Below are 24,040 nucleotides of genomic sequence, written 5' to 3' on the forward strand. Positions count from 1 at the left end.
AATGAAGACGACCGACACCCCTCCCGCCGACGTCTCGGGCGACCGCCCGGCCGTGGTGAAGACCGACGCAGCGCCGGCCAAGGTGAAGAGCAGCGAGGGCGGTGTCCTCAATGTCTTCTCGCACGGTGTGCTCATCGTCTGGGCGATCATGGTCGTCCTGCCGCTGCTCTGGGCGGTGATGACCTCCTTCAAGACCGACAAGGCGATCTTCACCTCGCCGTGGTCGCTGCCCGACTCGCTGCACTTCGACAACTGGTCACGCGCCTGGAGCCAGGCGCACATGAGCGACTACTTCCTCAACACCGCTCTGGTGGTGGGCGGTTCGCTCGTCGGCACGCTGCTGTTCGGCTCGATGGCCGCGTATGTCCTCGCGCGTTTCGACTTCCCCGGGAACCGCTTCATCTACTTCCTCTTCATCGGAGGAATGAGCTTCCCGATCATGCTGGCGCTGGTGCCGCTGTTCTTCGTACTGAACAACATCGCCCTGCTGAACACCCTGCACGGCCTGATCCTGGTCTACATCGCCTACTCACTGCCGTTCACGGTGTTCTTCCTGACCGCCTTCTTCCGTACGCTGCCGACCTCGGTGGCCGAGGCGGCGCTCATCGACGGGGCCTCGCACACCCGGACGTTCTTCCAGGTGATGCTGCCGATGGCGAAGCCGGGTCTGATCAGCGTCGCCATCTTCAACTTCCTCGGCCAGTGGAACCAGTACATGCTGCCCACGGTGCTCAACACCGACCCGGACAAGAAGGTGCTGTCGCAGGGTCTGGTGGAACTGGCCGTCAGTCAGGGCTACAAGGGCGACTGGTCGGGGCTGTTCGCGGGTCTGGTGATGGCGATGCTGCCGGTGCTCGCGGCGTACATCGTCTTCCAGCGGCAGGTGGTCGCCGGTCTCACGGCGGGAGCACTCAAGTAACTCTCGTGGCTCTCTGACGCGAACGGCGGAGGCGCTGTGGTGGGTACCACGGCGCCTTTGCCGTTCGCTCTGCCTCGTTCGCTGTCTTCGTTCGCCGCTTCTTGGATAGTAGCCATGTACATAGTATCCATGTACTGTATCTGGCATGAGCGCAGCATCCGAAGGTCCGACGCCCGGCTTCCTGGTGTGGCGGCTGTCCATGAAGTGGCGGGTCGCCGTCGACCGGGCCGTGGCCCCGCTGGGTCTGACCCACGCGCAGTACTCACTGGTCGCCTCGCTGTACGGCATGCAGCGGTCCGGGCTGCGGCCCAGCCAGCGTCAGCTCGCCGATCACACGGGCCTCGAAGCGCTCTACGTATCGAAGCTGGCCCGCACCCTGGAGGCCGCCGGTCTAGTGGAGCGCGTCCCGGACCCCGCCGACACCCGTGCGGTTCAGTTGTCGCTCACCGATCAGGGGCGCGATGTCACGCGCCGCGCGATCGACGTCGTCCAGCGGCTCCTCGACCGGCTCCTGGAGCCCCTGGGCGGCCTGGAGGGGCGGCGTACCGAAGTCTTCTCCCGCGAACTGGCGGTTCTGCTCGACACACCACTCGACTTCCCGGCTGATGGGACCAAGGAGTAGCCATGTCCACCGCACCCACCCTCAACGGCCAGGTCATAGGCCAGGCCCACTACGCCACCCGCGCCGTCCTCGAGAGCCTGCTGGCCCCCGACGGCATCACCTTCCACCAGGTCTTGGCGCTCAATGCCACCGCCGACGTCGGCGGTGGCATTGAGCGTGACGCGCTCGTCGGCCGGATGACCGGCGGGCTGAAGATCGACGAGTCGGCGGTGCTGGCGACAATCGCCTCTCTGGCCGCGGCAGGGCTGCTGGAGGACCTGCCCGGGGATGTGGCGCGCGTCGCCCTAACCGAGGAGGGCCGGGCGCTGCACGGCCGGATCAGGACCGGCACCGCGGCGATCACCGAGCGGCTCTACGGTGACCTCCCGGCCGAGGACCTCGCGACCGCCGGCCGCGTTCTGACGCTGGTCACAGCCCGGGCGAACGCCGAGCTCGCCGACGCCTGAGCCCCTTCGGGCGGTCGCGCGAAGACCCTCCTGATGCCACTGCCGGACCGCCCCCGGACCGGCACTCCCGGGCCCGCTCATCCGTGGTTCCCTCCGCTCAAGGTCTTGACGCGATAAGGCGCGAGAGTTGTGCTTAGGGTTCACAAGTTGGAGAAACGTCGGGGTCGCCTCACCGTGACCCCGGCCGGGGGCGGTCGTCGCACCGCCCACCGGGGGCAGGAGTGGATGAGTCAATGGAGACTCCGGGATCGCAGACATCTCTGCACCGGGCCAACCTTGAGCGGGTCGTGCGTGCCGTGCGCATGGCGGGCTCGCTCACGCAGGCGGAGATCGCGAGGAGTACCGGCCTCTCCGCGGCCACGGTCTCCAATATCGTTCGCGAACTGAAAGACGGCGGGACCGTTGAGGTGACGCCCACGTCCGCGGGCGGCCGCCGAGCCCGCAGCGTCTCCCTCAGCGGTGACGCGGGCATCGTCATCGGCGTCGACTTCGGCCACACCCACCTGCGGGTCGCCATCGGCAACCTGGCCCACCAGGTGCTCGCGGAGGAGTCCGAGCCGCTCGATGTCGACGCCTCGTCCGCAGAGGGCTTCGATCGCGCGGAACAGCTGGTCAACCGCCTGATCGCGGCCACCGGCATCGGTCCGGACAAGGTGATCGGCGTGGGCCTCGGCGTGCCCGGCCCGATCGACGTGGAGTCGGGCACCCTCGGCTCCACGTCGATCCTGCCGGGCTGGACCGGGATCAACCCCAGCGAGGAGCTCTCACGGCGGCTCGGCGTGCCCGTGTACGTCGACAACGACGCCAATCTCGGCGCCCTGGGCGAGCTCGTCTGGGGCAGTGGCCGAGGGGTCCGGGATCTCGCGTACATCAAGGTCGCCAGCGGCGTCGGCGCAGGCCTGGTGATAGACGGCCAGATCTACCGCGGCCCGGGCGGCACGGCCGGCGAGATCGGCCACATCACGCTCGACGAGTCCGGCCCGGTCTGCCGCTGCGGCAACCGCGGCTGCCTGGAGACCTTCGCCGCGGCCCGTTACGTACTGCCGCTGCTCCAGTCGAGCCACGGCCCCGATCTGACCATGGAGCGCGTGGTCCAGCTGGCCCGCGAGGGCGACCCGGGCTGCCGCCGTGTCGTCGCCGATGTCGGGCGCCACATCGGCAGCGGCGTGGCCAATCTGTGCAATCTGCTCAACCCCAGTCGCGTCGTGCTGGGCGGAAATCTCGCGGAAGCGGGAGAATTGGTTCTTGGACCGATCAGGGAGTCGGTCTCCCGATACGCGATTCCCAGCGCGGCGCGCCAGTTGTCCGTCCTTCCGGGGGCGCTCGGCGGGCGTGCCGAAGTGCTCGGGGCACTGGCCCTCGTCCTCAGCGAAATGGGCGATTCAACCCTTTTGGACAGCTCGATTCCTGCCGGGGCGCCTGTCTTCACTTAGATAACGAATGGCACCGTTGTCATCTCGTTAAGGATTTACTCCTTGACGCTGGCAGCGGGGCCGAGTTGACTTCCAGCCACCTCGGCCGCAACGACGCGGCCTCGTCAGGGAGGTTTCGAAAATGAACACGCGAATGCGTCGTGCAGCCGTAGCCGTAGCCGCCACCACGATGGCCGTTTCCCTCGCCGCCTGTGGCAGCGCCAAGGAGTCCGGCAGTGCGTCCAAGACGAGCGGCGCCGCCAAGGGCGACGACATCACCATCGGTCTGCTGCTGCCGGAGAACCAGACGGCGCGCTACGAGAAGTTCGACAAGCCGCTCATCGAGAAGAAGATCAGCGAGCTGACCAACGGCAAGGCCAAGGTCATCTACGCGAACGCCAAGCAGGACGCGACGCTGCAGAACCAGCAGGTCGACACGATGATCACCAACAAGGTGGACGCCCTCATCGTCGACTCGGTGGACTCCAAGGCCATCGCCGGCTCGGTCAAGAAGGCCAAGGACGCGGACATCCCGGTCGTCGCGTTCGACCGTCTGGCCGAGGGCCCGATCGACGGCTACACCTCCTTCGACAACGAAGAGGTCGGCCACGTCCAGGGCAAGGCGCTCCTCACCGCACTTGGCGCCAAGGCCAAGGACGGCCAGATCGTCATGATGAACGGTGCCGTCACCGACCCGAACGCCGCCCTCTTCAAGAAGGGCGCGCACGCCGAGCTCGACGGCAAGGTGAACATCGGCAAGGAGTACGACACCAAGGAGTGGAAGCCGGAGAACGCCAACGCCAACATGGAGGCCGCGATCACGGCCCTCGGCAAGGACAAGATCATCGGCGTCTACTCCGCCAACGACGGCATGGCGGGCGGCATCATCACCGCCCTGAAGGCCGGCGGCTTCACCAAGCTCCCGCCGGTCACCGGCCAGGACGCCGAGCTCGCCGGTGTGCAGCGCATCGTCGCGGGTGAGCAGTTCGCCAGCGTCTACAAGCCGTACGCGCCGGAGGCCGCTGCCGCCGCCGAGATGGCTGTCGCGCTCGCCAAGGGCGAGAAGCTCGACTCCATCGCCAAGGAGAAGGTGTCCAGCCCCACCACCAAGGACATCCCGTCGGTGCTCGTCCCGGTCGTCTCGCTGACCAAGGACAACATCAACGACACGGTCATCAAGGACGGCGTCTACACCGTCGCTGAGATCTGCACCCCGAAGTACAAGGCCGCCTGCGACGCGCTCGGCCTGAAGTAAGTCCACAGAGCCCTAACGGGACTTACGCACCCAGGAAGCCTGTTCGGTGCCCCGCCCCCTTTTCAGCCCCCGCTACCGGGGCGGGGCGCCGGACAGAAACGCTTCTCCCTTCTGTTCGCTTCTGCTCAACCTCCGCGCCTGTTCCCCGGCGCGGCATCCCCGCCGGTCAGGCGGCGAAGGAGATGGTTCACGTGTCCGCTACGCCCGTGCTGGCGTTGCGCGGGGTCTCCAAGCGATTCGGTGCCGTTCAGGCGCTCACCGACGTAGAGCTTGAGGTCCATTCCGGTGAAGTGGTCGCCCTGGTGGGCGACAACGGCGCCGGAAAGTCCACGCTGGTCAAGACGATCGCCGGCGTACATCCCATCGATGAGGGCGTCATCGAGTGGGAAGGCAGCAAGGTCCAGATCAACCGGCCGCACGATGCCCAGGGCCTGGGCATCGCGACCGTCTACCAGGACCTCGCGCTGTGCGACAACATCGATGTCGTCGGCAACCTTTACCTGGGCCGGGAGATCCGCAAGCGCGGCATCCTCAACGAGGTCGAGATGGAGAAGAACGCCAGGGAGCTGCTCCAGAGGCTGTCGATCCGCATCCCGAGTGTGCGCATCCCGATCGCCTCGCTCTCCGGTGGTCAGCGCCAGACCGTGGCCATCGCCCGTTCGATGCTCGGCGAGCCCAAGCTCGTCATCCTCGACGAGCCGACCGCGGCCCTTGGTGTCGAGCAGACCGCCCAGGTCCTCGACCTCGTCGAGCGGCTCCGTGAGCGTGGTCACGCGGTCATTCTCATCAGCCACAACATGGCCGATGTGAAGGCCGTCGCCGACCGGGTCGCGGTGCTCCGCCTCGGCCGGAACAACGGCGTCTTCGAGGTCAGGACCACCTCGCAGGAAGAGATCATCTCCGCCATCACCGGTGCCACGGACAATGCCGTGACCCGTCGGGCGGCGCGCACCACGGAGGTTCAGAAGTGAACATCGACAAGACCTCCACCCCCGCCGACGCTCCCGTCGTCAACCCGGAAGCCGCCCACGACGCGGTCACCGCGGTCGACCCCCGGCTGCTGGTACGCGAGCAGGGCTTCGCCGGCTACATCTCGGAGTTCAAGCGGAAGCTGCACTCCGGCGACCTGGGCTCGATGCCGGTGGTGATCGGCCTGATCATCATCGCCATCGTCTTCCAGAGCCTGAACTCGAACTTCCTCTCCTCGCAGAACCTCAGCAACATCGCCGTCGCGATGGTCGCCACCGGCATGATGGCCGTCGGCATCATCTTCGTGCTGATGCTCGGCGAGATCGACCTGTCGGTCGGCTCGGTCAGCGGTGTCTCCGGAGCGATCGTCGCGGTCATGAGCGTCACTCACGGAGTGAACGAGTGGCTGGCGGTCATCGTCGCGATCGCAAGCGGCGCGGCCATCGGCGCCATCCACGGCTTCTTCTTCGCCCGGATCGGCGCACCCGCGTTCGCCGTCACCCTGGCCGGTCTGCTGTTCTGGCTGGGCTTCATGCTCCAGCTCCTCGGTGACCAGGGCACCATCAACCTGGACAGCGAGGGCGTGGTCGGCAAGCTGACCACGTACTACTTCTCGGACGTCGCGGCCTCCTACGGCCTCGCCGCGGTGGCGGTCGCCGGATTCTTCCTCTCGGCCTTCTTCGACGCCCGTCGCCGTGAGGCCGCCGGAATCCCGTCCCGGCCGCTCATCGACATCGTGGTGCGCACGGTGCTGCTCGCCGTGGTGGCCTTCGCCGCCGCGGTCATGTTCAACCAGTACAAGGGCCTGCCGCTCGCGCTCGTGCTGTTCCTGGTGGTGCTGGTCGTGACGGACTTCGTGCTCCGGCGCACCACCTACGGCCGCAAGATCTTCGCGCTCGGCGGCAGTGTCGAGGCATCCCGGCGTGCCGGTATCAACGTCGAGATGGTCCGGATCTCGGTCTTCGCGATCGCGGGCACCTTCGCCGCCATCGGCGGTCTGTTCTGGGCGTCCAAGATCGCGGCGGCCAACCAGAGCGCCGGCGCCGGTGACCTGCTGATGAACGTCATCGCGGCGGCCGTCATCGGCGGCACCAGCCTCTTCGGCGGACGCGGCCGGACCTGGAACGCGCTGCTCGGTGTCATGGTGATCGTCTCGATCCAGTACGGGCTCGCGCTGGAAGGCATCGCCACGCCGATCCAGTACATGATCACTGGTGGCGTACTGCTGGCCACCGTGGTGATCGACTCCGTCACCCGGAAGACCCAGAAGACCGCGGGCCGCGCCTGACCGCGGCTCCGCAGGAGTGCCCGGCACCGCTCGCGGTGCCGGGCACCTCTGTGTAATCACCCGTTTGCGTGATGTAGATCGCACCGCCCGATGACGTCCGCACCAGGCGGAACATTAGACTCGACAAACCGGCACGCTTGACCGCTCAACTGCAAGGAGGCACGGGTGGCCCTGCTGACCCGCATCACGGGACCGCGCGATCTGGACCGGCTCAGCCCGGAGCAGCTCGACCAGCTGGCCGCCGAGATCAGGACCTTCCTCGTGGACGCGGTCTCCAAGACCGGCGGCCACCTCGGTCCCAACCTCGGCGTGGTGGAGCTGACGATCGCCCTGCACCGTGTCTTCGACTCGCCGAAGGACAAGGTCCTCTTCGACACGGGCCACCAGAGCTACGTACACAAGCTGCTGACGGGCCGCCAGGACTTCTCCAAGCTGAAGATGAAGGGCGGCCTGTCCGGCTACCCGGCGCGTGCCGAGTCCGAGCACGACATCATCGAGAACTCCCACGCATCGACCGTGCTCGGCTGGGCCGACGGCCTCGCCAAGGCCAACGAGGTCCTGAAGAAGGACGATCACGTCGTTGCCGTCATCGGCGACGGAGCGCTCACCGGCGGTATGGCCTGGGAGGCGCTGAACAACATCGCCGCCGCCAAGGACCGCCCCCTGGTGATCGTCGTCAACGACAACGAGCGCTCGTACGCCCCCACCATCGGCGGCCTCGCCAACCACCTCGCCACGCTGCGGACGACGGACGGCTACGAGCGTTTCCTGGCCCGCGGCAAGGACATCCTGGAGCGCACCCCCGTCGTCGGGAAGCCGCTCTACGAGACCCTGCACGGCGCAAAGAAGGGCCTGAAGGACTTCATCGCCCCGCAGGGCATGTTCGAGGACCTCGGCCTGAAGTACGTCGGCCCCATCGACGGCCACGACATCGAGGCCCTGGAGTCCGCGCTCGCCCGCGCCAAGCGCTTCGGCGGCCCCGTAATCGTCCACTGCCTCACCGAGAAGGGCCGCGGCTACCAGCCCGCCCTCCAGGACGAGGCGGACCGCTTCCACGCCGTCGGCAAGATCCACCCGGACACCGGCCTGCCGATCTCCACTTCGGGCCTCGACTGGACCTCCGTATTCGGTGAGGAGATGGTCGAGCTCGGCAAGGAGCGCAAGGACGTCGTCGCGATCACCGCGGCGATGCTGCAGCCGGTCGGCCTCGACAAGTTCGCCAAGGCCTTCCCCGACCGGGTCTACGACGTCGGCATCGCCGAGCAGCACGGCGCGGTCTCCGCCGCCGGCCTCGCGACCGGCGGACTGCACCCCGTCTTCGCCGTCTACGCCACCTTCCTCAACCGCGCCTTCGACCAGGTGCTGATGGACGTGGCCCTGCACAAGTGCGGAGTGACCTTCGTGCTCGACCGTGCCGGTGTCACCGGCACGGACGGCGCCTCGCACAACGGCATGTGGGACATGTCGATCCTCCAGGTCGTCCCGGGGCTGCGGATCGCGGCCCCGCGCGACGCCGACCAGGTCCGCGCCCAGCTGCGCGAGGCCGTCACGGTCGACGACGCGCCGACCGTGGTGCGCTTCTCCAAGGGCGCGGTAGGACCTGCCGTGAAGGCCGTCGGCAAGGTCGGCGGCATGGACGTCCTGCGCCATGCCGACGCGGACCGCCCGGACGTCCTGCTGGTCTCCGTCGGCGCGCTCGCCCCGATGTGCCTGGAGATCGCCGACCTGCTCGACGCCCAGGGCATCTCGACCACCGTCGTCGACCCCCGCTGGGTCAAGCCGGTCGACGAGGCGATGGCGCCGCTCGCCGAGCAGCACCGCGTGGTCGTCACGGTCGAGGACAACAGCCGTGTCGGCGGCGTCGGTTCCGCCGTCTCCCAGGCGCTGCGCGACGCCGGTGTCGACGTACCGCTGCGCGACTTCGGCATCCCGCCGCGCTTCCTCGACCACGCCTCCCGCAAGGAGGTCATGGCGGAGATCGGTCTGACAGCCCCGGACATCGCCCGCCAGGTCACCGGACTTGTCGCCAGGCTGGACGGCCGGTTCGAGAGCGAGTCGGTGGAGCCCGCCCGCGACTGACCGCGAGTGACCGGGACTGATCCTTGTCGCCGATGGGCCGGTCGGTCACCCTGTATGGGTGGTCCGACCGGCCCATTCGCGTGAAATCCACCCGTACGGAGCTCTGTCGGGCCACCGATGTCCCAATCATGGCGTTCACGACGAGTGCGTGGAGGTACGCCGGTGAGTACGCAGCAGGAGCAGGGGCCAGCCAGAAATGGGCTGTTCAGGACCAAGACGGTCGAGCAGTCGATCCGTGACACCGAAGAACCGGAGCACGCGCTCAAGAAGTCCCTCACGGCATGGGATCTGACCGTCTTCGGTGTCGGTGTCATCATCGGCACCGGCATCTTCGTCCTCACCGGGAAGGTGGCCAAGGAGAACGCGGGACCTGCGACCGCGCTGGCCTTCGTCGCCGCCGGCATCGTCTGTGCGCTGGCGGCCCTGTGCTACGCCGAGTTCGCCTCAACCGTCCCGGTGGCCGGGTCGGCCTACACCTTCGCGTACGCCTCCATCGGTGAGCTGCCCGCCTGGATCATCGGCTGGGACCTCGTCCTCGAATTCGCGCTCGGCACGGCCGTCGTCGCGGTCGGCTGGTCCGGCTATGTGCGCTCCCTGATGGACAACGCGGACTGGCATCTGCCGAATGCGCTGGAAGGGCCCGACGTGTCAGGCGGCACATTCGACATCCTGGCCTTCCTGCTGGTCCTGGTCCTGACCGCGATTCTGGTGGTCGGCATGAAGCTGTCCGCCAACATCACCGCGGTCGTCGTGGCCATCAAGGTGACGGTGGTCATGATCGTGATCGTCGCGGGGCTGTTCTTCATCGTGGGCGACAACTACTCGCCGTTCATCCCCGACGCGGTGGCCCCGGCGGGCGGGCTGGGCTGGGAAGACGCACCTATGGTTCAGCTGATTTTCGGTTACGACGCCACCAACTTCGGCGTCATGGGCATCTTCACCGCCGCCTCCGTCGTCTTCTTCGCCTTCATCGGCTTCGACGTGGTGGCCACCGCCGCCGAGGAGACCAAGCTCCCGCAGCGCGACATGCCGCGCGGCATCCTGGGCTCGCTCGTGATCTGCACCGTGCTCTACGTCGCCGTCGCGCTCGTCGTGACCGGTATGCAGCACTACACCAAACTGTCCGTCAGCGCCCCCCTCGCGGACGCCTTCAAGTCCGTCGGGCACCCCTGGTACGCCGGTGTGATCAGCTTCGGCGCCGCCATCGGCCTCACCACCGTGTGTCTCATCCTGCTGCTTGGGCAGACGCGCGTGTTCTTCGCGATGAGCCGCGACGGTCTGCTGCCGCGCTTCTTCTCCATCACGCACCCGCGCTTCAGGACCCCGTACCGCCCGACCATCCTGCTTGGCGTCCTCATCGCCGTCATCGCGGGCTTCACCAGCATCAACGAGCTCGCGACCCTGGTGAACATCGGCACCCTCTTCGCGTTTGTCGTCGTGGCCGTCGGCGTGATGGTCCTGCGCCGCACCCGCCCCGATCTGCACCGCGCGTTCCGCACGCCGTGGGTGCCGTTCATCCCGATCGTGTCGATCGCCGCATCGCTCTGGCTGATGCTGAACCTGCCGGGCGAGACGTGGCTCCGCTTCGCCGTCTGGATGCTGATCGGCTTCGTCGTGTACTTCCTCTACGGGCGCCGGAACAGCCGCCTCGGCCGCCAGGGAGCCGACGCCACCTACTAGGTCCTGTCCGGTCGATCAGGCCGGATCAGTGAGCGGGTCTGGCGATGGGGGCACCTCCCGTGCCCGAAGGGCTACGGGGGAGCATCGCAAGACAGGGGGAGAGCCGACGCGGAGCGTCGGCGACTGACGACAACGCGGCGAGCGTGCGTGCCAGGGCACGCGAGCCCGGCAAGATCGGCCGGACAGGAGCTAGATCCCCTTTCCCCGCCCGGCCCCGCAGGTCCCGCTCAGACGGGATCTGCGGGGCCGTACACGGTCCGTGGTCCCAAGCACCGGGCGCCGTACGCCTCCACGCGCCGTCTCAGCTCCCGGTCGGCCGTGACGACCACACAGTCCCGGCCCGCGTCACGGGCGGACGCCAGCTCCACGATCAGATCGTCACCGCTGCCGGGCGCCGATTCGACGCGTACGTCCTGCACGCTCTCCACTCCGCTGGCCGCACCCTCCACGACGAGAACCAGCTCGACGGGACCGGGATGGCCGGGTACACCGGCCGATGCGAAGGCGGTCAGCCGGTCGCGCAGCCGCTCGGCGGCCCCGCGCCGGTCGCGCCACCAGCCGTCCGGGACCGAACCGACCACATTCGCCGCGTCGACGATCACCAGCGCACGCATGCGCACAGCCTCGCACGGCAGAGGCGCGGGTAACGCCGAACGGGCCGTACGGGAAGTCCCGTACGGCCCGTTCGTGCGATGAAGTCCGGCGTTACGCCGGGACGCTCGCGACGCCCTGCGCCAGGAACGGCTTGCCGTTCACCCGCTCGGAGACACCCTCACGGTCCAGGTACGGCGTGATGCCGCCCAGGTGGAAGGGCCAGCCGGCGCCCGTGATCAGGCAGAGGTCGATGTCCTGGGCCTCGGCCACGACACCCTCCTCCAGCATCAGGCCGATCTCCTGCGCGACCGCGTCGAGCACGCGCTCACGGGTCTGCTCCTCGGTGAGGACGACGTCGCCCTGCTTGAGGAGGGCGGCGACCTCCGGGTCCAGCTCCGGCTTGCCGGAGTCGTAGACGTAGAAGCCGCGCTTGCCCGCCTTGACGACCGCGGCCAGGTTCTCGGAGACCGTGAAGCGGTCCGGGAAGGCCCGGTTGAGGGTCTCGGAGACATGCAGACCGATGGCCGGGCCGACGAGCTCCAGGAGGACCAGCGGCGACATCGGCAGACCCAGCGGCTCGACGGCCTTCTCGGCCACCTCGACCGGGGTGCCCTCGTCGATGACGTTCTGGATCTCGCCCATGAAGCGGGTCAGGATGCGGTTGACCACGAAGGCCGGGGCGTCCTTGACCAGTACGGCGGTCTTCTTCAGCTTCCTCGCCACGCCGAAGGCGGTGGCGAGGGCCGCGTCGTCCGTCTTCTCACCGCGGACGATCTCCAGCAGCGGGAGGATCGCGACCGGGTTGAAGAAGTGGAAGCCGACCACACGCTCCGGGTGCTGGAGTTTGGACGCCATCTCGGTGACCGAGAGCGAGGAGGTATTGGTGGCGAGGATCGCGTGCGCCGGGGCGACCGCCTCGACCTCCGCGAACACCTGCTGCTTGACGCCGATCTCCTCGAAGACGGCCTCGATGATGAAGTCGGCGTCGGAGAAGCCCTCGGCCTTGTCCAGCACACCGGTGACCAGGCCCTTGAGGCGGTTGGCCTTGTCCTGGTTGATACGGCCCTTGCCGAGCAGCTTCTCGATCTCGGCGTGGACGTAGCCCACGCCCTTGTCGACGCGCTCCTGGTCGATGTCGGTCAGCACGACCGGCACCTCGAGGCGGCGCAGGAAGAGCAGCGCCAGCTGAGAGGCCATCAGGCCTGCGCCGACGACGCCGACCTTGGTGACCGGGCGGGCCAGGTTCTTGTCCGGGGCACCGGCCGGGCGCTTGCCGCGCTTCTGGACCAGGTTGAAGGCGTAGATGCCGCTGCGCAGCTCGCCGCCCATGATCAGGTCCGCGAGGGCGGTGTCCTCGGCGTCGAAGCCCGCCTGCAGGTCGCCGTCCTTGGCCGCGGCGATGATGTCCAGGGCGCGGTAGGCGGCCGGGGCCGCGCCGTGCACCTTGGAGTCCGCGATGAAGCGGCCGCGCTCGACTGCCTGGTCCCAGCCCTCGCCGCGGTCGATCTCGGGACGCTCGACCGTGAGGTCGCCCTTGAGGACGGACGCCGTCCAGATCAGCGACTGCTCGAGGAAGTCCGCGCCCTCGAAGATCGCGTCGGCGATCCCGAGCTCGAAGACCTGCTTGCCCTTGAGCTGCTTGTTCTGGTTGAGCGAGTTCTCGATGATCACCGAGACTGCCTTGTCCGCGCCGATCAGGTTCGGCAGGATCGCGCAGCCGCCCCAGCCCGGGACGAGACCGAGGAAGACCTCGGGCAGCGAGAAGGCCGGGATCGCCTGGGAGACGGTGCGGTACGAGCAGTGCAGACCGACCTCGACGCCGCCGCCCATGGCCGCGCCGTTGTAGTACGCGAAGGTCGGGACCGCGAGGCCGGAGAGACGCTTGAAGACGTCGTGGCCGCCCTTGCCGATGGCGAGCGCGTCCTCATGCCGCTTCAGCAGCTCGACGCCCTTGAGGTCGGCGCCTACGGCGAAGATGAACGGCTTGCCGGTGATGCCGATGCCGACGATCGCGCCATCGGCCGCCTCCTTCTCGACCTGGTCGATGGCGGCGTTCAGGTTCGCCAGCGACTGGGGGCCGAAGGTGGTCGGCTTGGTGTGGTCCAGGCCGTTGTCCAGCGTGATGAGGGCGAACGTGCCCGCGCCCGCGGGGAGGTCGAGGTGGCGCACGTGCGCCTGCGTCACGACCTCGTCCGGGAACAGCTCGGCCGCGCCCTTCAGGAGTTCAGCGGTGCTCACTTGTTGCCTCCGTCGAAGTGCGGGTTCTCCCAGATGACCGTCGCGCCCATGCCGAAGCCGACACACATGGTGGTCAGGCCGTAGCGGACGTGCGGCTGCTCCTCGAACTGCCGCGCCAGCTGCGTCATCAGACGCACACCGGAGGAGGCCAGCGGGTGGCCGTACGCGATGGCGCCGCCGTACTGGTTGACGCGCGCGTCGTCGTCCGCGATGCCGTAGTGCTCAAGGAAGGCCAGCACCTGGACGGCGAAGGCCTCGTTGATCTCGAACAGGCCTATGTCGTCGATCGACAGGCCCGCCTTGGCGAGGGCCTTCTCGGTCGACGGGATCGGGCCGTAGCCCATGACCTCGGGCTCGACACCGGCGTACGCGAACGAGACGAGCCGCATCTTCACCGGCAGGCCCAGCTCACGCGCGACGTCCTCGGAGGCGAGGAGCGAGGCGGTGGCGCCGTCGTTGAGACCGGCGGCGTTGCCCGCGGTGACCCGGCCGTGCGCACGGAACGGCGTCTTCAGCCCGGCCAGCGACTCCAGGGTGGTCCCCGGGCGCATAGGCTCGTCGGCGGTGGCGAGGCCCCAACCGGTCTCGCCCGCCTCGGCGTTGGTGCGACGTACGGAGACCGGCACCAGGTCCTGCTGGATCTTGCCGTTGGCGTACGCCTTCGCGGCCTTCTCCTGCGAGCGCACGGCGTACTCGTCGGCGCGCTGCTTGGTGATGGTCGGGTAGCGGTCGTGCAGGTTCTCGGCGGTCATGCCCATGAAGAGGGCGGACTCGTCGACGAGCTTCTCGCTCACGAACCGCGGGTTCGGGTCGACGCCCTCGCCCATGGGGTGACGGCCCATGTGCTCGACGCCACCGGCGATCACGACGTCGTACGCGCCGAAGGCGATCGAACCGGCGGTCGCCGTCACGGCGGTCATCGCGCCCGCGCACATGCGGTCGATGGAGTAGCCGGGGACGGACTGCGGCAGACCCGCGAGGATGCCGGCGGTGCGGCCGAGGGTGAGGCCCTGGTCGCCGATCTGCGTGGTCGCGGCGATGGCGACCTCGTCGATACGGGCGGGGTCGAGGTCCGGGTTGCGGCGCAGCAGCTCCCGGATCGCCTTCACGACGAGATCGTCGGCACGGGTCTCGTGGTAAATGCCCTTCGGGCCCGCCTTGCCGAACGGGGTGCGGACGCCGTCGACGAAGACGACGTCCCTGACGGTACGAGGCACGATGGCTCTCCTCCAGGGTGCGGGATGGCACTGCTGCGGGCGCACGGCTAAGCGCGCGCTTCCTCCATCATGCTACTTGCGGGTAACCATCGTGCACAGCCCCAGCGACGGGAGCGGCGAACGTCACATGGGGCGCCGCCCCGGAACTCCGCGCCTCAAAAACGCCGGCGGGGCTGAAGTTCAGCCCGTCCGGCGTTTGAGGACACGCGCGAAGCGCGTACGGGGTTGGGGGCGGAGCCCCCACGCGGCGGAGCCGCACATGTCACAGCCGGGAAGGAGCGGGTAGGGGACAAGGCCCACCACAGACGTCAGGCCGTCGCCGTCAACGCTTCCGTCAGGAGCTGAGCCACCTGCTCGATCTGCCAGGCGCGCGCGCCATGCAGAGCCAGTGCCTCGGACACCGCCTCCATCGTCGGTTCGAGCGGCGGCTCCCAGCACACCCGCCGCACCGTGTCCGGCGTGATCAGGTTCTCCTGCGGCATACCCACCTCCTCGGCGAGTGCCGAGACCGCCGCGCGCGCCGCGGAGAGCCGGGCCGCGGCCGCCGGGTCCTTGTCCGCCCACGAGCGCGGCGGTGGCGGCCCGTTCAGCGGCTGGCCCGGCTGCGGCAGCTCGGCGTCGGGCAGCGCCTTCGAGCGGTCGACGGCCGCCTGCCACTGCTCCAGCTGACGCCGCCCCATCCGGTGCCCGAACCCGGGCAGCGCGGTGAGCGCCTGCACGTTCGCGGGTACGGCGAGCGCCGCCTCGACGATCGCGGCATCGCTGAGCACCTTGCCCGGCGATACATCGCGCCGCTGCGCCACCGCGTCGCGTGCGTTCCAGAGCTCCCGTACGACGGCCATCTGGCGACGGCGCCGCACCTTGTGCATCCCGGACGTACGGCGCCAGGGATCCTTGCGCGGGGGAGCGGGCGGGGCCGAGGCGATCGCGTCGAACTCCTGGTACGCCCAGTCCAGCTTGCCCTGCCTGTCCAGTTCCTTCTCCAGCGCGTCGCGCAGATCGACCAGCAGCTCCACATCGAGCGCGGCGTAACGCAGCCACGGCTCGGGCAGCGGGCGGGTCGACCAGTCGACCGCCGAGTGGCCCTTCTCCAGGGCGTAACCGAGTACGGACTCGACCATCGCGCCGAGCCCCACCCGCGGAAAGCCCGCGAGCCGCCCGGCCAGCTCGGTGTCGAAGAGCCGGGTGGGGATCATGCCTATTTCGCGCAGGCAGGGAAGGTCCTGGGTGGCCGCGTGCAGAATCCACTCCACGCCGGCCAGTACCTCGCCGAGCCCGGAGAGATCGGGACAGCCGACGGGATCGATGAGCGCACTGCCCGCGCCCTCGCGGCGCAGCTGTACGAGATAGGCCCGCTGCCCGTAGCGGTAGCCGGATGCGCGCTCGGCGTCGACGGCCACGGGGCCGGTGCCGGAGGCGAATGCGGCGATCACTTCGGCAAGCGCGGCGTCGTCGGCGACCACCGGAGGAATGCCTTCACGGGGCTCCAGCAAGGGAATCGGCGCCGATTCGACGTCGTCCGGGGGAGCGCCCCCGGTGGTTCGCAGTGCGGTCTCTGCTGCGGTCTCTTGGGCGTCGGTCACGTGTCAAGGGTATCTGTGAACGGAAGGCGCCCGTCGACGGAACGTTCCGTCGACGGGCGCGAAAGAAATGTACAGCGGTCAGTGGATGATGCCGGTGCGCAGTGCGACGGCCACCATCCCGGCGCGGTCGCCCGTGCCGAGCTTGCGTGCGATACGGGCGAGGTGGCTCTTGACGGTCAGCGCGGACAGGCCCATGGAGACGCCGATCGCCTTGTTGGACTGGCCTTCGGCGACCAGGCGGAGCACCTCGACCTCACGGCCGGAGAGCTCGCGGTAGCCGCCCGGGTGGCTCGGGGCACCCGGGGGGCGGCGGTGCATCCGGCCGGCCGCGGCGCCGATGGGGGCGGCGCCGGGACGGGTCGGGTGCCCGATGTTCGTACGCGTACCGGTGACGACATATCCCTTGACGCCGCCCGCGAGGGCGTTGCGTACGGCGCCGATGTCGTCGGCGGCGGAGAGGGCGAGGCCGTTGGGCCACCCCGCGGCTCGGGTCTCGGACAGGAGGGTCAGCCCGGAACCGTCGGGCAGGTGGACGTCGGCAACGCAGATGTCGCGCGGGTTGCCGACGCGGGGACGGGCCTCCGCGATGGACGACGCCTCGATGACGTCACGCACTCCGAGGGCCCACAGGTGGCGGGTGACGGTGGAGCGGACGCGCGGGTCGGCCACGACGACCATGGCCGTCGGCTTGTTCGGGCGGTAGGCGACCAGGCTTGCGGGCTGCTCGAGAAGAACTGACACCAGGCCTCCTGGGGGGAAGGTGCGGGACGGAGCCGGCTCGGGGATGAAGCCGGGGCGAACCGTGCAGTTAGGGTCACAGACCTCTTCGGCAGCGAACCCTCCCGCCTTTAGAGAATGATCACGATTTGGTGAGTAACAATTGGTGCAATTCGGACGAGTGATCGATCATCCTACGAACGAACCGTCCTGAGCGGGCGCACCAGCACGAGCGCGGGCGCACGGCCGGCGCGGCCCGGATCAGCCCGAGGTCGGGCGTGAGTTCCGGCGCGTCCGCCGCCCGGTGTCCCCGCCCGCTCGGTGTCCCGCGCGGGCGGACTCGTTGCGCTCGGTGCACGCGGGTGCCGGGCTCCGGTGCGACCGCGCGCGGTGCACCCGGAAGCCGACTTCTGGTGCGTCCGCGTCCGGCGTCCCCGGGTTGCCGGTGCGTCCGGGCACAGTGTCCCGGGCGCGGCCTGGCCGCGATGTCAGCGCTGCTGCGGACCCCGACGCTGCGGGAGCGATACGACACCCGTCGCCGTGTCCCCCTGACCCGCCGTCGCAGGCGGCAGTCCGGCGATCTGGCAGAGCAGATCGCACCAGGCCGCGAGGTGTGCGGCGGAGTCGGGAACCCCGCCCAGACCCTCCCGCGGTGTCCACGACGCGCGGATCTCGATCTGCGTCGCCGGACGCCGCTCGGAGAGTCCACCGAAATAGTGAGACCCCGCGCGGGTGACGGTGCCGCTCGGGTCCCCGTACGAGAGACCGCGCGCCTCCATCGCACCCGTCAGCCACGACCAGCAGACCTCGGGAAGCAGCGGATCGGTCGCCATCTCCGGCTCCAGCTCCGCGCGCACCAGCGTCACCAGCCGGAAGGTGCCCTGCCAGGCATCGTGACCGGCCGGGTCGTGCAGCAGTACGAGGCGGCCGTCCGCGAGATCCTCGTCGCCGTCGACGACCGCAGCCTCCAGCGCGTACGCATGCGGGGCGAGCCGCTGCGGCGGGCGCGTCGGATCCACCTCGATCTCCGGGCGCAGACGCGCAGTCCGCAGCGCGTCGACCGCCTGCCGGAACGCACGCGGGACGGCATTCCCCTCCGCACTGTCCGGGTCGTCAGTGCTGTTGGAATGATCGGAAAAATGTCCCTGAGCCGCAGCCATGCGGGGAAGAGTAGGCGGAACGGGGGCTTCGCGCAGGGAGGGACACCCGGCCCGGGGCGGCCACTTCCGGACTACGTGCGAAGATTCTGGGCGTGAGTGCCAATGACCGCCCCTCGGGCCAGCCGACGAAGACGTACGACTCCGCGTTCATGAAGGCTTGCAGGCGTGAGCCGGTGCCTCATACGCCGGTCTGGTTCATGCGTCAGGCGGGGCGCTCACTGCCCGAATACCTGAAGGTGCGCGAGGGCATCCCGATGCTCGAGTCGTGCATGCAGCCCGAGCTCGTCACCGAGATCACGCTGCAGCCGGTGCGCCGCCACAAGGTTGACGCCGCGATCTACTTCAGCGACATCGTCGTACCCCTCAAGGCCATCGGCGTCGACCTCGACATCAAGCCCGGCGTCGGCCCGGTCGTCGCCGAGCCGATCCGCACCCGCGCCGACCTGGCGCGCCTGCGTGATCTGACGCCCGAGGACGTCTCGTACGTCACCGAGGCCATCGGCATGCTCACCGGCGAGCTGGGCTCCACCCCGCTCATCGGCTTCGCGGGCGCGCCCTTCACCCTCGCGAGCTACCTCGTCGAGGGCGGCCCCTCGCGCAACCACGAGCACACCAAGGCGCTGATGTACGGCGACCCGCAGCTGTGGGCCGATCTGCTCGACCGCCTCGCGGAGATCACCTCCGCCTTCCTCAAGGTGCAGATCGAGGCGGGCGCGAGCGCCGTGCAGCTCTTCGACTCCTGGGTGGGCGCACTCGCCCCCGCCGACTACCGCCGCTCGGTGATGCCCGCGTCGGCCAAGGTCTTCGACGCGGTGGCCTCGTACGGAGTGCCGCGCATCCACTTCGGCGTGGGTACCGGTGAACTGCTCGGCCTGATGGGCGAGGCGGGTGCGGACGTCGTCGGCGTCGACTGGCGCGTCCCCCTGGACGAGGGCGCCCGCCGCGTCGGCCCCGGCAAGGCCCTTCAGGGCAACCTCGACCCGGCTGTCCTGTTCTCCACCCAGGAGGCTGTGGAGACCAAGACCCGCGAGGTACTGGACGCGGCGGCGGGCCTGGAGGGACATGTCTTCAACCTGGGTCACGGCGTCCTGCCGACGACGGACCCGGACGCCCTGACGCGTCTGGTGGAGTACGTGCACACGCGCACCGCGCGCTAGAACCGGGGGACGGCTCCACGTGACACAGGATTCCCCGACGCTGGCCCTGCCCCGCATGCGGCAGGAGCCGGCGCCGGAGCACATAACCGTGCCCGCGCCCAGGCGCGGGCGAATAGCGGCCCTGGACGGCCTGCGACTGCTCGCGGCGCTGATGGTGGTGGCCTACCACTACCTGGCGCGCGGCGAGGGCTGGTCGGCGTCCGGGCAGGCCAAGTTCCCGACCGCTTTCCCCTTCGCCGCCTACGGGTGGCTGGGCGTGGAGCTCTTCTTCCTGATCAGCGGCTTCGTCATCTGCATGAGCTGCTGGGGCCGGTCGGTCGGCGACTTCTTCACCTCCCGGGTCACCCGGCTCTACCCGGCCTATTGGTTCGCCGTTCTCGCCACCACGGCGGTGGTTCTGCTCAGGTGCTGCGGGCGGCGGGCACCGCCGCCCCGAAGCACACCAGCCCTTCTGGCCGGTCGTCGCCGTCCTCGCGGTGTGCTTCGGCGTGATGGGACTCGTGGCGACCGGGAAACTGTCGTGGGTGACGTGGCGCTGGCTGCCGTACGCGGGCGCCGCCACGTACCCCCTCTATCTGCTGCACCAGAACATCGGCTGGGAACTCATCAGGGTGCTGGAGCCCCGTGTACCGGCGTATGCGCTGGTCGGTCTGCTGGTCGGGGTGATGCTGCTGACCGCCTATCTGGTGCACCGGCTGGTGGAGCGGCCGCTGGCCCGGCCGCTGCGGCGCCGGCTCGACAAGGCGCTGGCCGACGCGAGGCGGTAGAGCCCGTTGCTCTAGAGCCCCTCCCGGCGGACCGCTGTCACCGACTTGCGGGCCGCCACCAGGACCGGGTCCCAGACCGGGGAGAACGGTGGGGCGTAGCCGAGGTCCAGGGCCGTCATCTGTTCCACCGTCATTCCGGCCGTCAGCGCCACCGCCGCGATGTCGACGCGCTTCGCGGCGCCCTCGGTGCCGACGATCTGGACGCCCAGCAGCCTGCCCGTACGGCGTTCCGCGAGCATCTTCACCGTCATCAGTGCGGCGCCGGGGTAGTAGCCGGCGCTGTTCGTCGACTCGATCGTGGCCGTGACGTACTGCAGGCCCACCGCGCGCGTGTCCTTCTCGCGCAGGCCGGTGCGGGCGATCTCCAGTTCGCAGACCTTGCTGACGGCCGTGCCCACCACACCCGGGAACGTCCCGTATCCGCCGCCCACGTTCGAGCCGATGATCTGGCCGTGCTTGTTGGCGTGCGTGCCCAGCGCGATATGGCGCTCGCGGCCGGAGACCAGGTCGAGGACCTCCACACAGTCGCCGCCCGCCCAGATGTTCTCGTGGCCGCGGACCCGCATTGCCAGATCGGTGAGCAGCCCGCCGTACTCACCGAGGGGCAGGCCCGCGGCCCGGGCGAGAGTGGTCTCAGGTTCGACGCCGATGCCGAGGACCACAACGTCCGCCGGGTAGTCCCCGTCCTCCGTGGCCACCGCGCGGACCCGGCCGTCCTCGCCCGTGAGGATCTTGGTGACCTCGGCGCCGCCCACGGTCGTGATGCCCATGCGGTCCATCGCGGCATGGACCAGGCGGCCCATGTCCGGGTCGAGTGTGGACATCGGCTGCTCGCCGCGGTTCAGGACCGTCACCTCGAAACCGTGCTTCAGCAGGGCCTCCGCCATCTCGACGCCGATGTAGCCCGCGCCGACGACGACCGCCCGGCGGCCCTCGATGCCGTTCAGGGTGTCCAGCAGGTCCTGGCCGTCGTCGAGGGTCTGCACCCCGTGTACGCCTGGCGCGTCTATGCCGGGCAGCGCCGGGCGGACCGGGCGCGCGCCCGTCGCGATGACCAGCTTGTCGAAGCCGGTCCACGCCTCCGTGCCCGTCTCCAGGTCACGGGAGCGCACCCGCCCGCCCGGGACGTCGATCTCCGTCACTTCCGTGCGCATCCGGAGATCGATGTCGCGCTCGCGGTGCTCGGTCGGCGTCCGGGCGATCAGATCGTCGCGCTCGGGCACATTACCGCCCACCCAGTACGGAATCCCGCACGCCGAGTACGAGCTGAAGTGGCCGCGCTCGAACGCGACGATCTCCAGCTCGTCCGGGCCCTTGAGCCTGCGTGCCTGCGATGCGGCGGACATGCCCGCCGCATCGCCCCCGATGACCACCAGCCGCTCCATCGTCATGGGAACACGCTACGGGTGAACGGCGGTTCAGTCCTGGTCGGGGCCCGGGTAGGGCGGGTGCGCCGGACCGGGCGCGGGAGCCGTGGCCTCGGCAACCGGACGCCTGCCCAGCCGGGGCCGCAGCACCCAGCGCCACAGCGCGTACAGCGCCGCGAGGACCGCCGCGAACGGAGCCACCGCGCCGATCGCCACCGTTATCCACCGCACTGTCGCCGCCAGCGCGTCCCAGCCGCCGCCCAGGGCGTCCAGGAAGCCGGGGTCGTCGTCCTCCTTGGTCTCCTTCTTCTCGGTCTCGGAGAGCGAGAGCGTGATGGTCGCAAGCGTCGTACGGTCCTTGAGCGCGGCCTGCTGGGCGAGCAGCGATTCCAACTCCGCCTGACGGCTGCTCAGTTGACCCTCCAGCGTGACCACGTCGCTGAGCTTGTCGGCCCGGTCCATCAGTGCCCGTACGCGGTTCACGCTCGCCCGCTGAGTGGCTATCCGGCTCTCCACGTCGACGACCTGGTCGGTGACGTCCTTGGCGTCGGCCTTGCGGGAGAGCAGCTTTCCGGCACCGGCCAGCTCGGCGAGGACCTCGTCGTACTTCTCCTGCGGGACGCGCAGGACGAGACGCGAGGTCACATGGGTGTCGTCGATCCGCTCGGTGGACTCGTTGGCGACATGGCCCCCGGCGTTCTCGGCCGTCCCGCGGGCGGCCGCGAGCGCCTTGGAAGCGTCCTTGACCTCCACGTCGAGTTCGGCCGTGCGGATGATGTGGGTCGGCAGCAGCGGCTGCTTGGGCTGCTTCGGATCGGCCTGCCGCGCGCCGGAATCCTTGTCGCCGGCGTACCCCGAGCCCGCCGCCCCCTCCGCCGCGGGCTTTGCGGCCGCCTTGTCGTCAGTGGCGGATTGGTCGTTCGCTGCGCCGCTGCACCCCGCGAGGGCGAGTGAAGCGGTGAGAAACAGTGCCGCGACCGTACGACGTGCACGCATACAGGCCCCCCGGGGACAGATGGTGAGTGTTGCCGGTTCGACGTTCGACGCACCTGTGCGGGTTGCCCACTTTCGGTCCCGAAGCGGTCACGGTCAGGACTCGGTACGGGGTTTGAGAGAGTTGCCTTATGCAGCGTTCCATTAACCGCGTGGACCCGGGTACGGGTCATGTCGTCGTCGTCGGAGGCGGCATCGCCGGTCTCGCCGCCGCCCACCGGCTGCTCGCCTCCGGGGTGCGCGTCACCCTCCTCGAAGCCACCGACCGTCTCGGCGGCAAGCTCCAGGCGGGCGAGATCGAGGGCGCCCCCGTCGACCTCGGCGCCGAGTCGATGCTCGCCCGCCGCCCCGAAGCCGTCGAACTGGCCCGTGCCGTGGGTCTCGCCGACCGGCTCCAGCCGCCCGCGACGGCCAGCGCCTCCGTCTGGACGCGCGACGCGCTGCGCCCGATGCCCAAGGGCCATGTGATGGGCGTGCCGGCCGACCCGGCGGCCCTCGCCGGGCTGCTCACGCCCGAGGGCGTCGCCCGTATCGAGCATGAGCGGGACCTCCCGCCGGCCGAGCTCGGAGACGACGTCGCGGTGGGCGCGTATGTCGCCGAGCGCCTGGGCCGCGAGGTCGTCGACCGGCTGGTCGAGCCGCTGCTCGGCGGGGTGTACGCGGGCGACGCGTACCGCATCTCCATGCGTGCCGCCGTCCCCCAGCTCTTCGAGGCCGCCAAGACCCACGCCTCGCTGCTCGAAGGCGTACGCGACATCCAGGCCAAGGCCGCCGGGCAGCAGGCCGCCGGGCCCGTCTTCATGGGCATCGAAGGTGGTGTGGGGCAGCTGCCGCGCGCCGTCGCCGACGCCGTACGCGACCAGGGCGGCGAGATCCTGATGGAGACGCCCGTCCTCGGCATGACCCGTACCGCCGGGGGCTGGGACATCCGCACCGATCAGTGCGTCATCGCGGCCGACGCGGTGGTCCTCGCGACCCCCGCCTGGTCCGCGTCTGCGCTGCTCGCCGCCGAGTGCCCGGCCGCCGCGGCCGAGCTCGGCCAGGTCGAGTACGCCTCGATGGCCCTGGTCACCATGGCATTCCGGCGCAGCGACCTGTCCGGAATGCCGGACGGCAGCGGCTTCCTGGTGCCGCCCGTCGACGGCCACACCATCAAGGCGTCCACGTTCTCCACGCGTAAGTGGGGCTGGGTGGACGAGGGTTCCCCGGACCTCTTCGTCCTGCGCACCTCGATCGGGCGTTACGGCGATGAGGAGCATCTGCACCGCGAGGACGCCGAGCTCGTCGGGGTGTCCCTGCGCGATCTCGGCGAGGCCACCGGACTGGCCGCCAGGCCCGTGGCCACCGAGGTGACCCGGTGGATCGGCGGACTGCCGCAGTACCCCGTGGGGCATCTGACGCGCGTCGCCCGCATCCGCGAGGAGATCGCCAAACTGCCGGGTCTCAGGGTCTGCGGCGCGGCATACGACGGTGTCGGCATCCCCGCCTGCATCGCCAGTGCCCGGCGCGCGGCCGACGAGATCCTCGCCACGGCCACCCTGGCGCGGAGCGCGGATCACGAGGCGGGAGAATAGCCC

General features: G+C 69.5%; 20 protein-coding genes and 1 pseudogene. 13 read left to right on the forward strand and 8 right to left on the reverse strand.

The window, feature by feature from the left end; all coding sequences use genetic code 11:
• The first annotated feature begins 1 nt into the window (after position 1).
• The 9 genes from ABZS64_RS07635 to ABZS64_RS07675 all read left to right on the forward strand — a co-directional run bounded on the left by ABZS64_RS07635 (position 2) and on the right by ABZS64_RS07675 (position 10,670).
• Positions 2-919, forward strand: coding sequence for a carbohydrate ABC transporter permease (locus ABZS64_RS07635; RefSeq protein WP_355824535.1), 918 nt, complete (start codon positions 2-4; stop codon positions 917-919).
• A 145-nt stretch (positions 920-1,064) separates the two neighbouring features.
• Positions 1,065-1,541 carry a MarR family transcriptional regulator gene (locus ABZS64_RS07640; protein WP_355824537.1) on the forward strand — a complete coding sequence of 159 codons (477 nt, stop codon included), beginning with the start codon at positions 1,065-1,067 and terminating at the stop codon, positions 1,539-1,541.
• 2 nt (positions 1,542-1,543) lie between these two features.
• Positions 1,544-1,987 carry a MarR family winged helix-turn-helix transcriptional regulator gene (locus ABZS64_RS07645; RefSeq protein WP_355824539.1) on the forward strand — a complete coding sequence of 148 codons (444 nt, stop codon included), beginning with the start codon at positions 1,544-1,546 and terminating at the stop codon, positions 1,985-1,987.
• A gap of 233 nt (positions 1,988-2,220) precedes the next feature.
• On the forward strand, positions 2,221-3,420 hold the full coding sequence (locus tag ABZS64_RS07650) for an ROK family transcriptional regulator (protein WP_355824542.1): 1,200 nt from the start codon (positions 2,221-2,223) through the stop codon (positions 3,418-3,420).
• Positions 3,421-3,541: 121 nt separating this feature from the next.
• On the forward strand, positions 3,542-4,654 hold the full coding sequence (locus ABZS64_RS07655; protein WP_355824545.1) for a substrate-binding domain-containing protein: 1,113 nt from the start codon (positions 3,542-3,544) through the stop codon (positions 4,652-4,654).
• Between the two features lie 182 nt (positions 4,655-4,836).
• Positions 4,837-5,625 carry an ATP-binding cassette domain-containing protein gene (locus tag ABZS64_RS07660; protein ID WP_355824547.1) on the forward strand — a complete coding sequence of 263 codons (789 nt, stop codon included), beginning with the start codon at positions 4,837-4,839 and terminating at the stop codon, positions 5,623-5,625.
• Entirely contained in the window at positions 5,622-6,911 is a 1,290-nt protein-coding gene (locus ABZS64_RS07665; RefSeq protein WP_355824550.1) for a sugar ABC transporter permease, read from the forward strand. The genes ABZS64_RS07660 and ABZS64_RS07665 overlap by 4 nt, the downstream gene beginning before the upstream one ends.
• A gap of 165 nt (positions 6,912-7,076) precedes the next feature.
• Positions 7,077-8,990: a 1-deoxy-D-xylulose-5-phosphate synthase gene (gene dxs / locus ABZS64_RS07670; RefSeq protein WP_355824553.1), complete on the forward strand. Its 1,914-nt coding sequence runs from the start codon at positions 7,077-7,079 to the stop codon at positions 8,988-8,990.
• 162 nt (positions 8,991-9,152) lie between these two features.
• Positions 9,153-10,670, forward strand: a complete 1,518-nt coding sequence (locus ABZS64_RS07675) for an amino acid permease (protein WP_355824555.1) — start codon at positions 9,153-9,155, stop codon at positions 10,668-10,670.
• A gap of 227 nt (positions 10,671-10,897) precedes the next feature.
• On the opposite strand, the gene ABZS64_RS07680 is transcribed toward ABZS64_RS07675, so the two are convergent.
• The 6 genes from ABZS64_RS07680 to ABZS64_RS07705 form a co-directional block, all read right to left on the reverse strand.
• Positions 10,898-11,284 (reverse strand): NTP pyrophosphohydrolase, encoded by a 387-nt coding sequence (locus tag ABZS64_RS07680; protein WP_355824557.1) that lies wholly within the window; start codon positions 11,282-11,284, stop codon positions 10,898-10,900.
• Positions 11,285-11,375: 91 nt separating this feature from the next.
• The gene (locus ABZS64_RS07685; RefSeq protein WP_355824560.1) at positions 11,376-13,502 is read right to left on the reverse strand and encodes a 3-hydroxyacyl-CoA dehydrogenase NAD-binding domain-containing protein; all 2,127 of its coding nucleotides are present in this window, start codon (positions 13,500-13,502) and stop codon (positions 11,376-11,378) included.
• Complete coding sequence (locus ABZS64_RS07690) at positions 13,499-14,719, reverse strand: acetyl-CoA C-acyltransferase (RefSeq protein ID WP_355824562.1); 1,221 nt, start codon at positions 14,717-14,719, stop codon at positions 13,499-13,501. Before ABZS64_RS07690 ends, ABZS64_RS07685 begins: the two co-directional genes overlap by 4 nt.
• 308 nt (positions 14,720-15,027) lie before the next feature.
• Complete coding sequence (locus tag ABZS64_RS07695) at positions 15,028-16,302, reverse strand: ribonuclease D (protein WP_355824565.1); 1,275 nt, start codon at positions 16,300-16,302, stop codon at positions 15,028-15,030.
• A gap of 78 nt (positions 16,303-16,380) precedes the next feature.
• Positions 16,381-17,043 carry a response regulator transcription factor gene (locus tag ABZS64_RS07700; RefSeq protein WP_108153209.1) on the reverse strand — a complete coding sequence of 221 codons (663 nt, stop codon included), beginning with the start codon at positions 17,041-17,043 and terminating at the stop codon, positions 16,381-16,383.
• Between the two features lie 464 nt (positions 17,044-17,507).
• Positions 17,508-18,179, reverse strand: coding sequence for a DUF3000 domain-containing protein (locus ABZS64_RS07705; RefSeq protein ID WP_355824568.1), 672 nt, complete (start codon positions 18,177-18,179; stop codon positions 17,508-17,510).
• A gap of 92 nt (positions 18,180-18,271) precedes the next feature.
• Between ABZS64_RS07705 and hemE the strand changes: the two genes are divergently transcribed.
• The 3 genes and pseudogenes from hemE to ABZS64_RS07720 all read left to right on the forward strand — a co-directional run bounded on the left by hemE (position 18,272) and on the right by ABZS64_RS07720 (position 20,103).
• The gene (gene hemE, locus ABZS64_RS07710) at positions 18,272-19,336 is read left to right on the forward strand and encodes a uroporphyrinogen decarboxylase (RefSeq protein WP_355824571.1); all 1,065 of its coding nucleotides are present in this window, start codon (positions 18,272-18,274) and stop codon (positions 19,334-19,336) included.
• 151 nt (positions 19,337-19,487) lie between these two features.
• Positions 19,488-19,673 (forward strand): annotated as a pseudogene (locus ABZS64_RS07715) (acyltransferase); the annotation flags it as partial.
• 187 nt (positions 19,674-19,860) lie between these two features.
• On the forward strand, positions 19,861-20,103 hold the full coding sequence (locus ABZS64_RS07720; RefSeq protein ID WP_355824574.1) for a hypothetical protein: 243 nt from the start codon (positions 19,861-19,863) through the stop codon (positions 20,101-20,103).
• Positions 20,104-20,114: 11 nt separating this feature from the next.
• Here ABZS64_RS07720 and ABZS64_RS07725 read toward each other — a convergent pair whose 3' ends face one another.
• Together ABZS64_RS07725 and ABZS64_RS07730 are read right to left on the reverse strand one after the other, a co-directional pair.
• Positions 20,115-21,494 carry an FAD-dependent oxidoreductase gene (locus ABZS64_RS07725; RefSeq protein WP_355824577.1) on the reverse strand — a complete coding sequence of 460 codons (1,380 nt, stop codon included), beginning with the start codon at positions 21,492-21,494 and terminating at the stop codon, positions 20,115-20,117.
• A gap of 27 nt (positions 21,495-21,521) precedes the next feature.
• On the reverse strand, positions 21,522-22,466 hold the full coding sequence (locus tag ABZS64_RS07730; RefSeq protein WP_355824580.1) for a DUF4349 domain-containing protein: 945 nt from the start codon (positions 22,464-22,466) through the stop codon (positions 21,522-21,524).
• 128 nt (positions 22,467-22,594) lie between these two features.
• Here ABZS64_RS07730 and hemG point away from each other — a divergent pair, with 128 nt between their 5' ends.
• Positions 22,595-24,037 carry a protoporphyrinogen oxidase gene (gene hemG, locus ABZS64_RS07735; protein WP_355824583.1) on the forward strand — a complete coding sequence of 481 codons (1,443 nt, stop codon included), beginning with the start codon at positions 22,595-22,597 and terminating at the stop codon, positions 24,035-24,037.
• Positions 24,038-24,040: the final 3 nt, after the last annotated feature.

This window comes from Streptomyces sp. NPDC005408 (assembly GCF_040606445.1).
Lineage (GTDB): Bacteria > Actinomycetota > Actinomycetes > Streptomycetales > Streptomycetaceae > Streptomyces.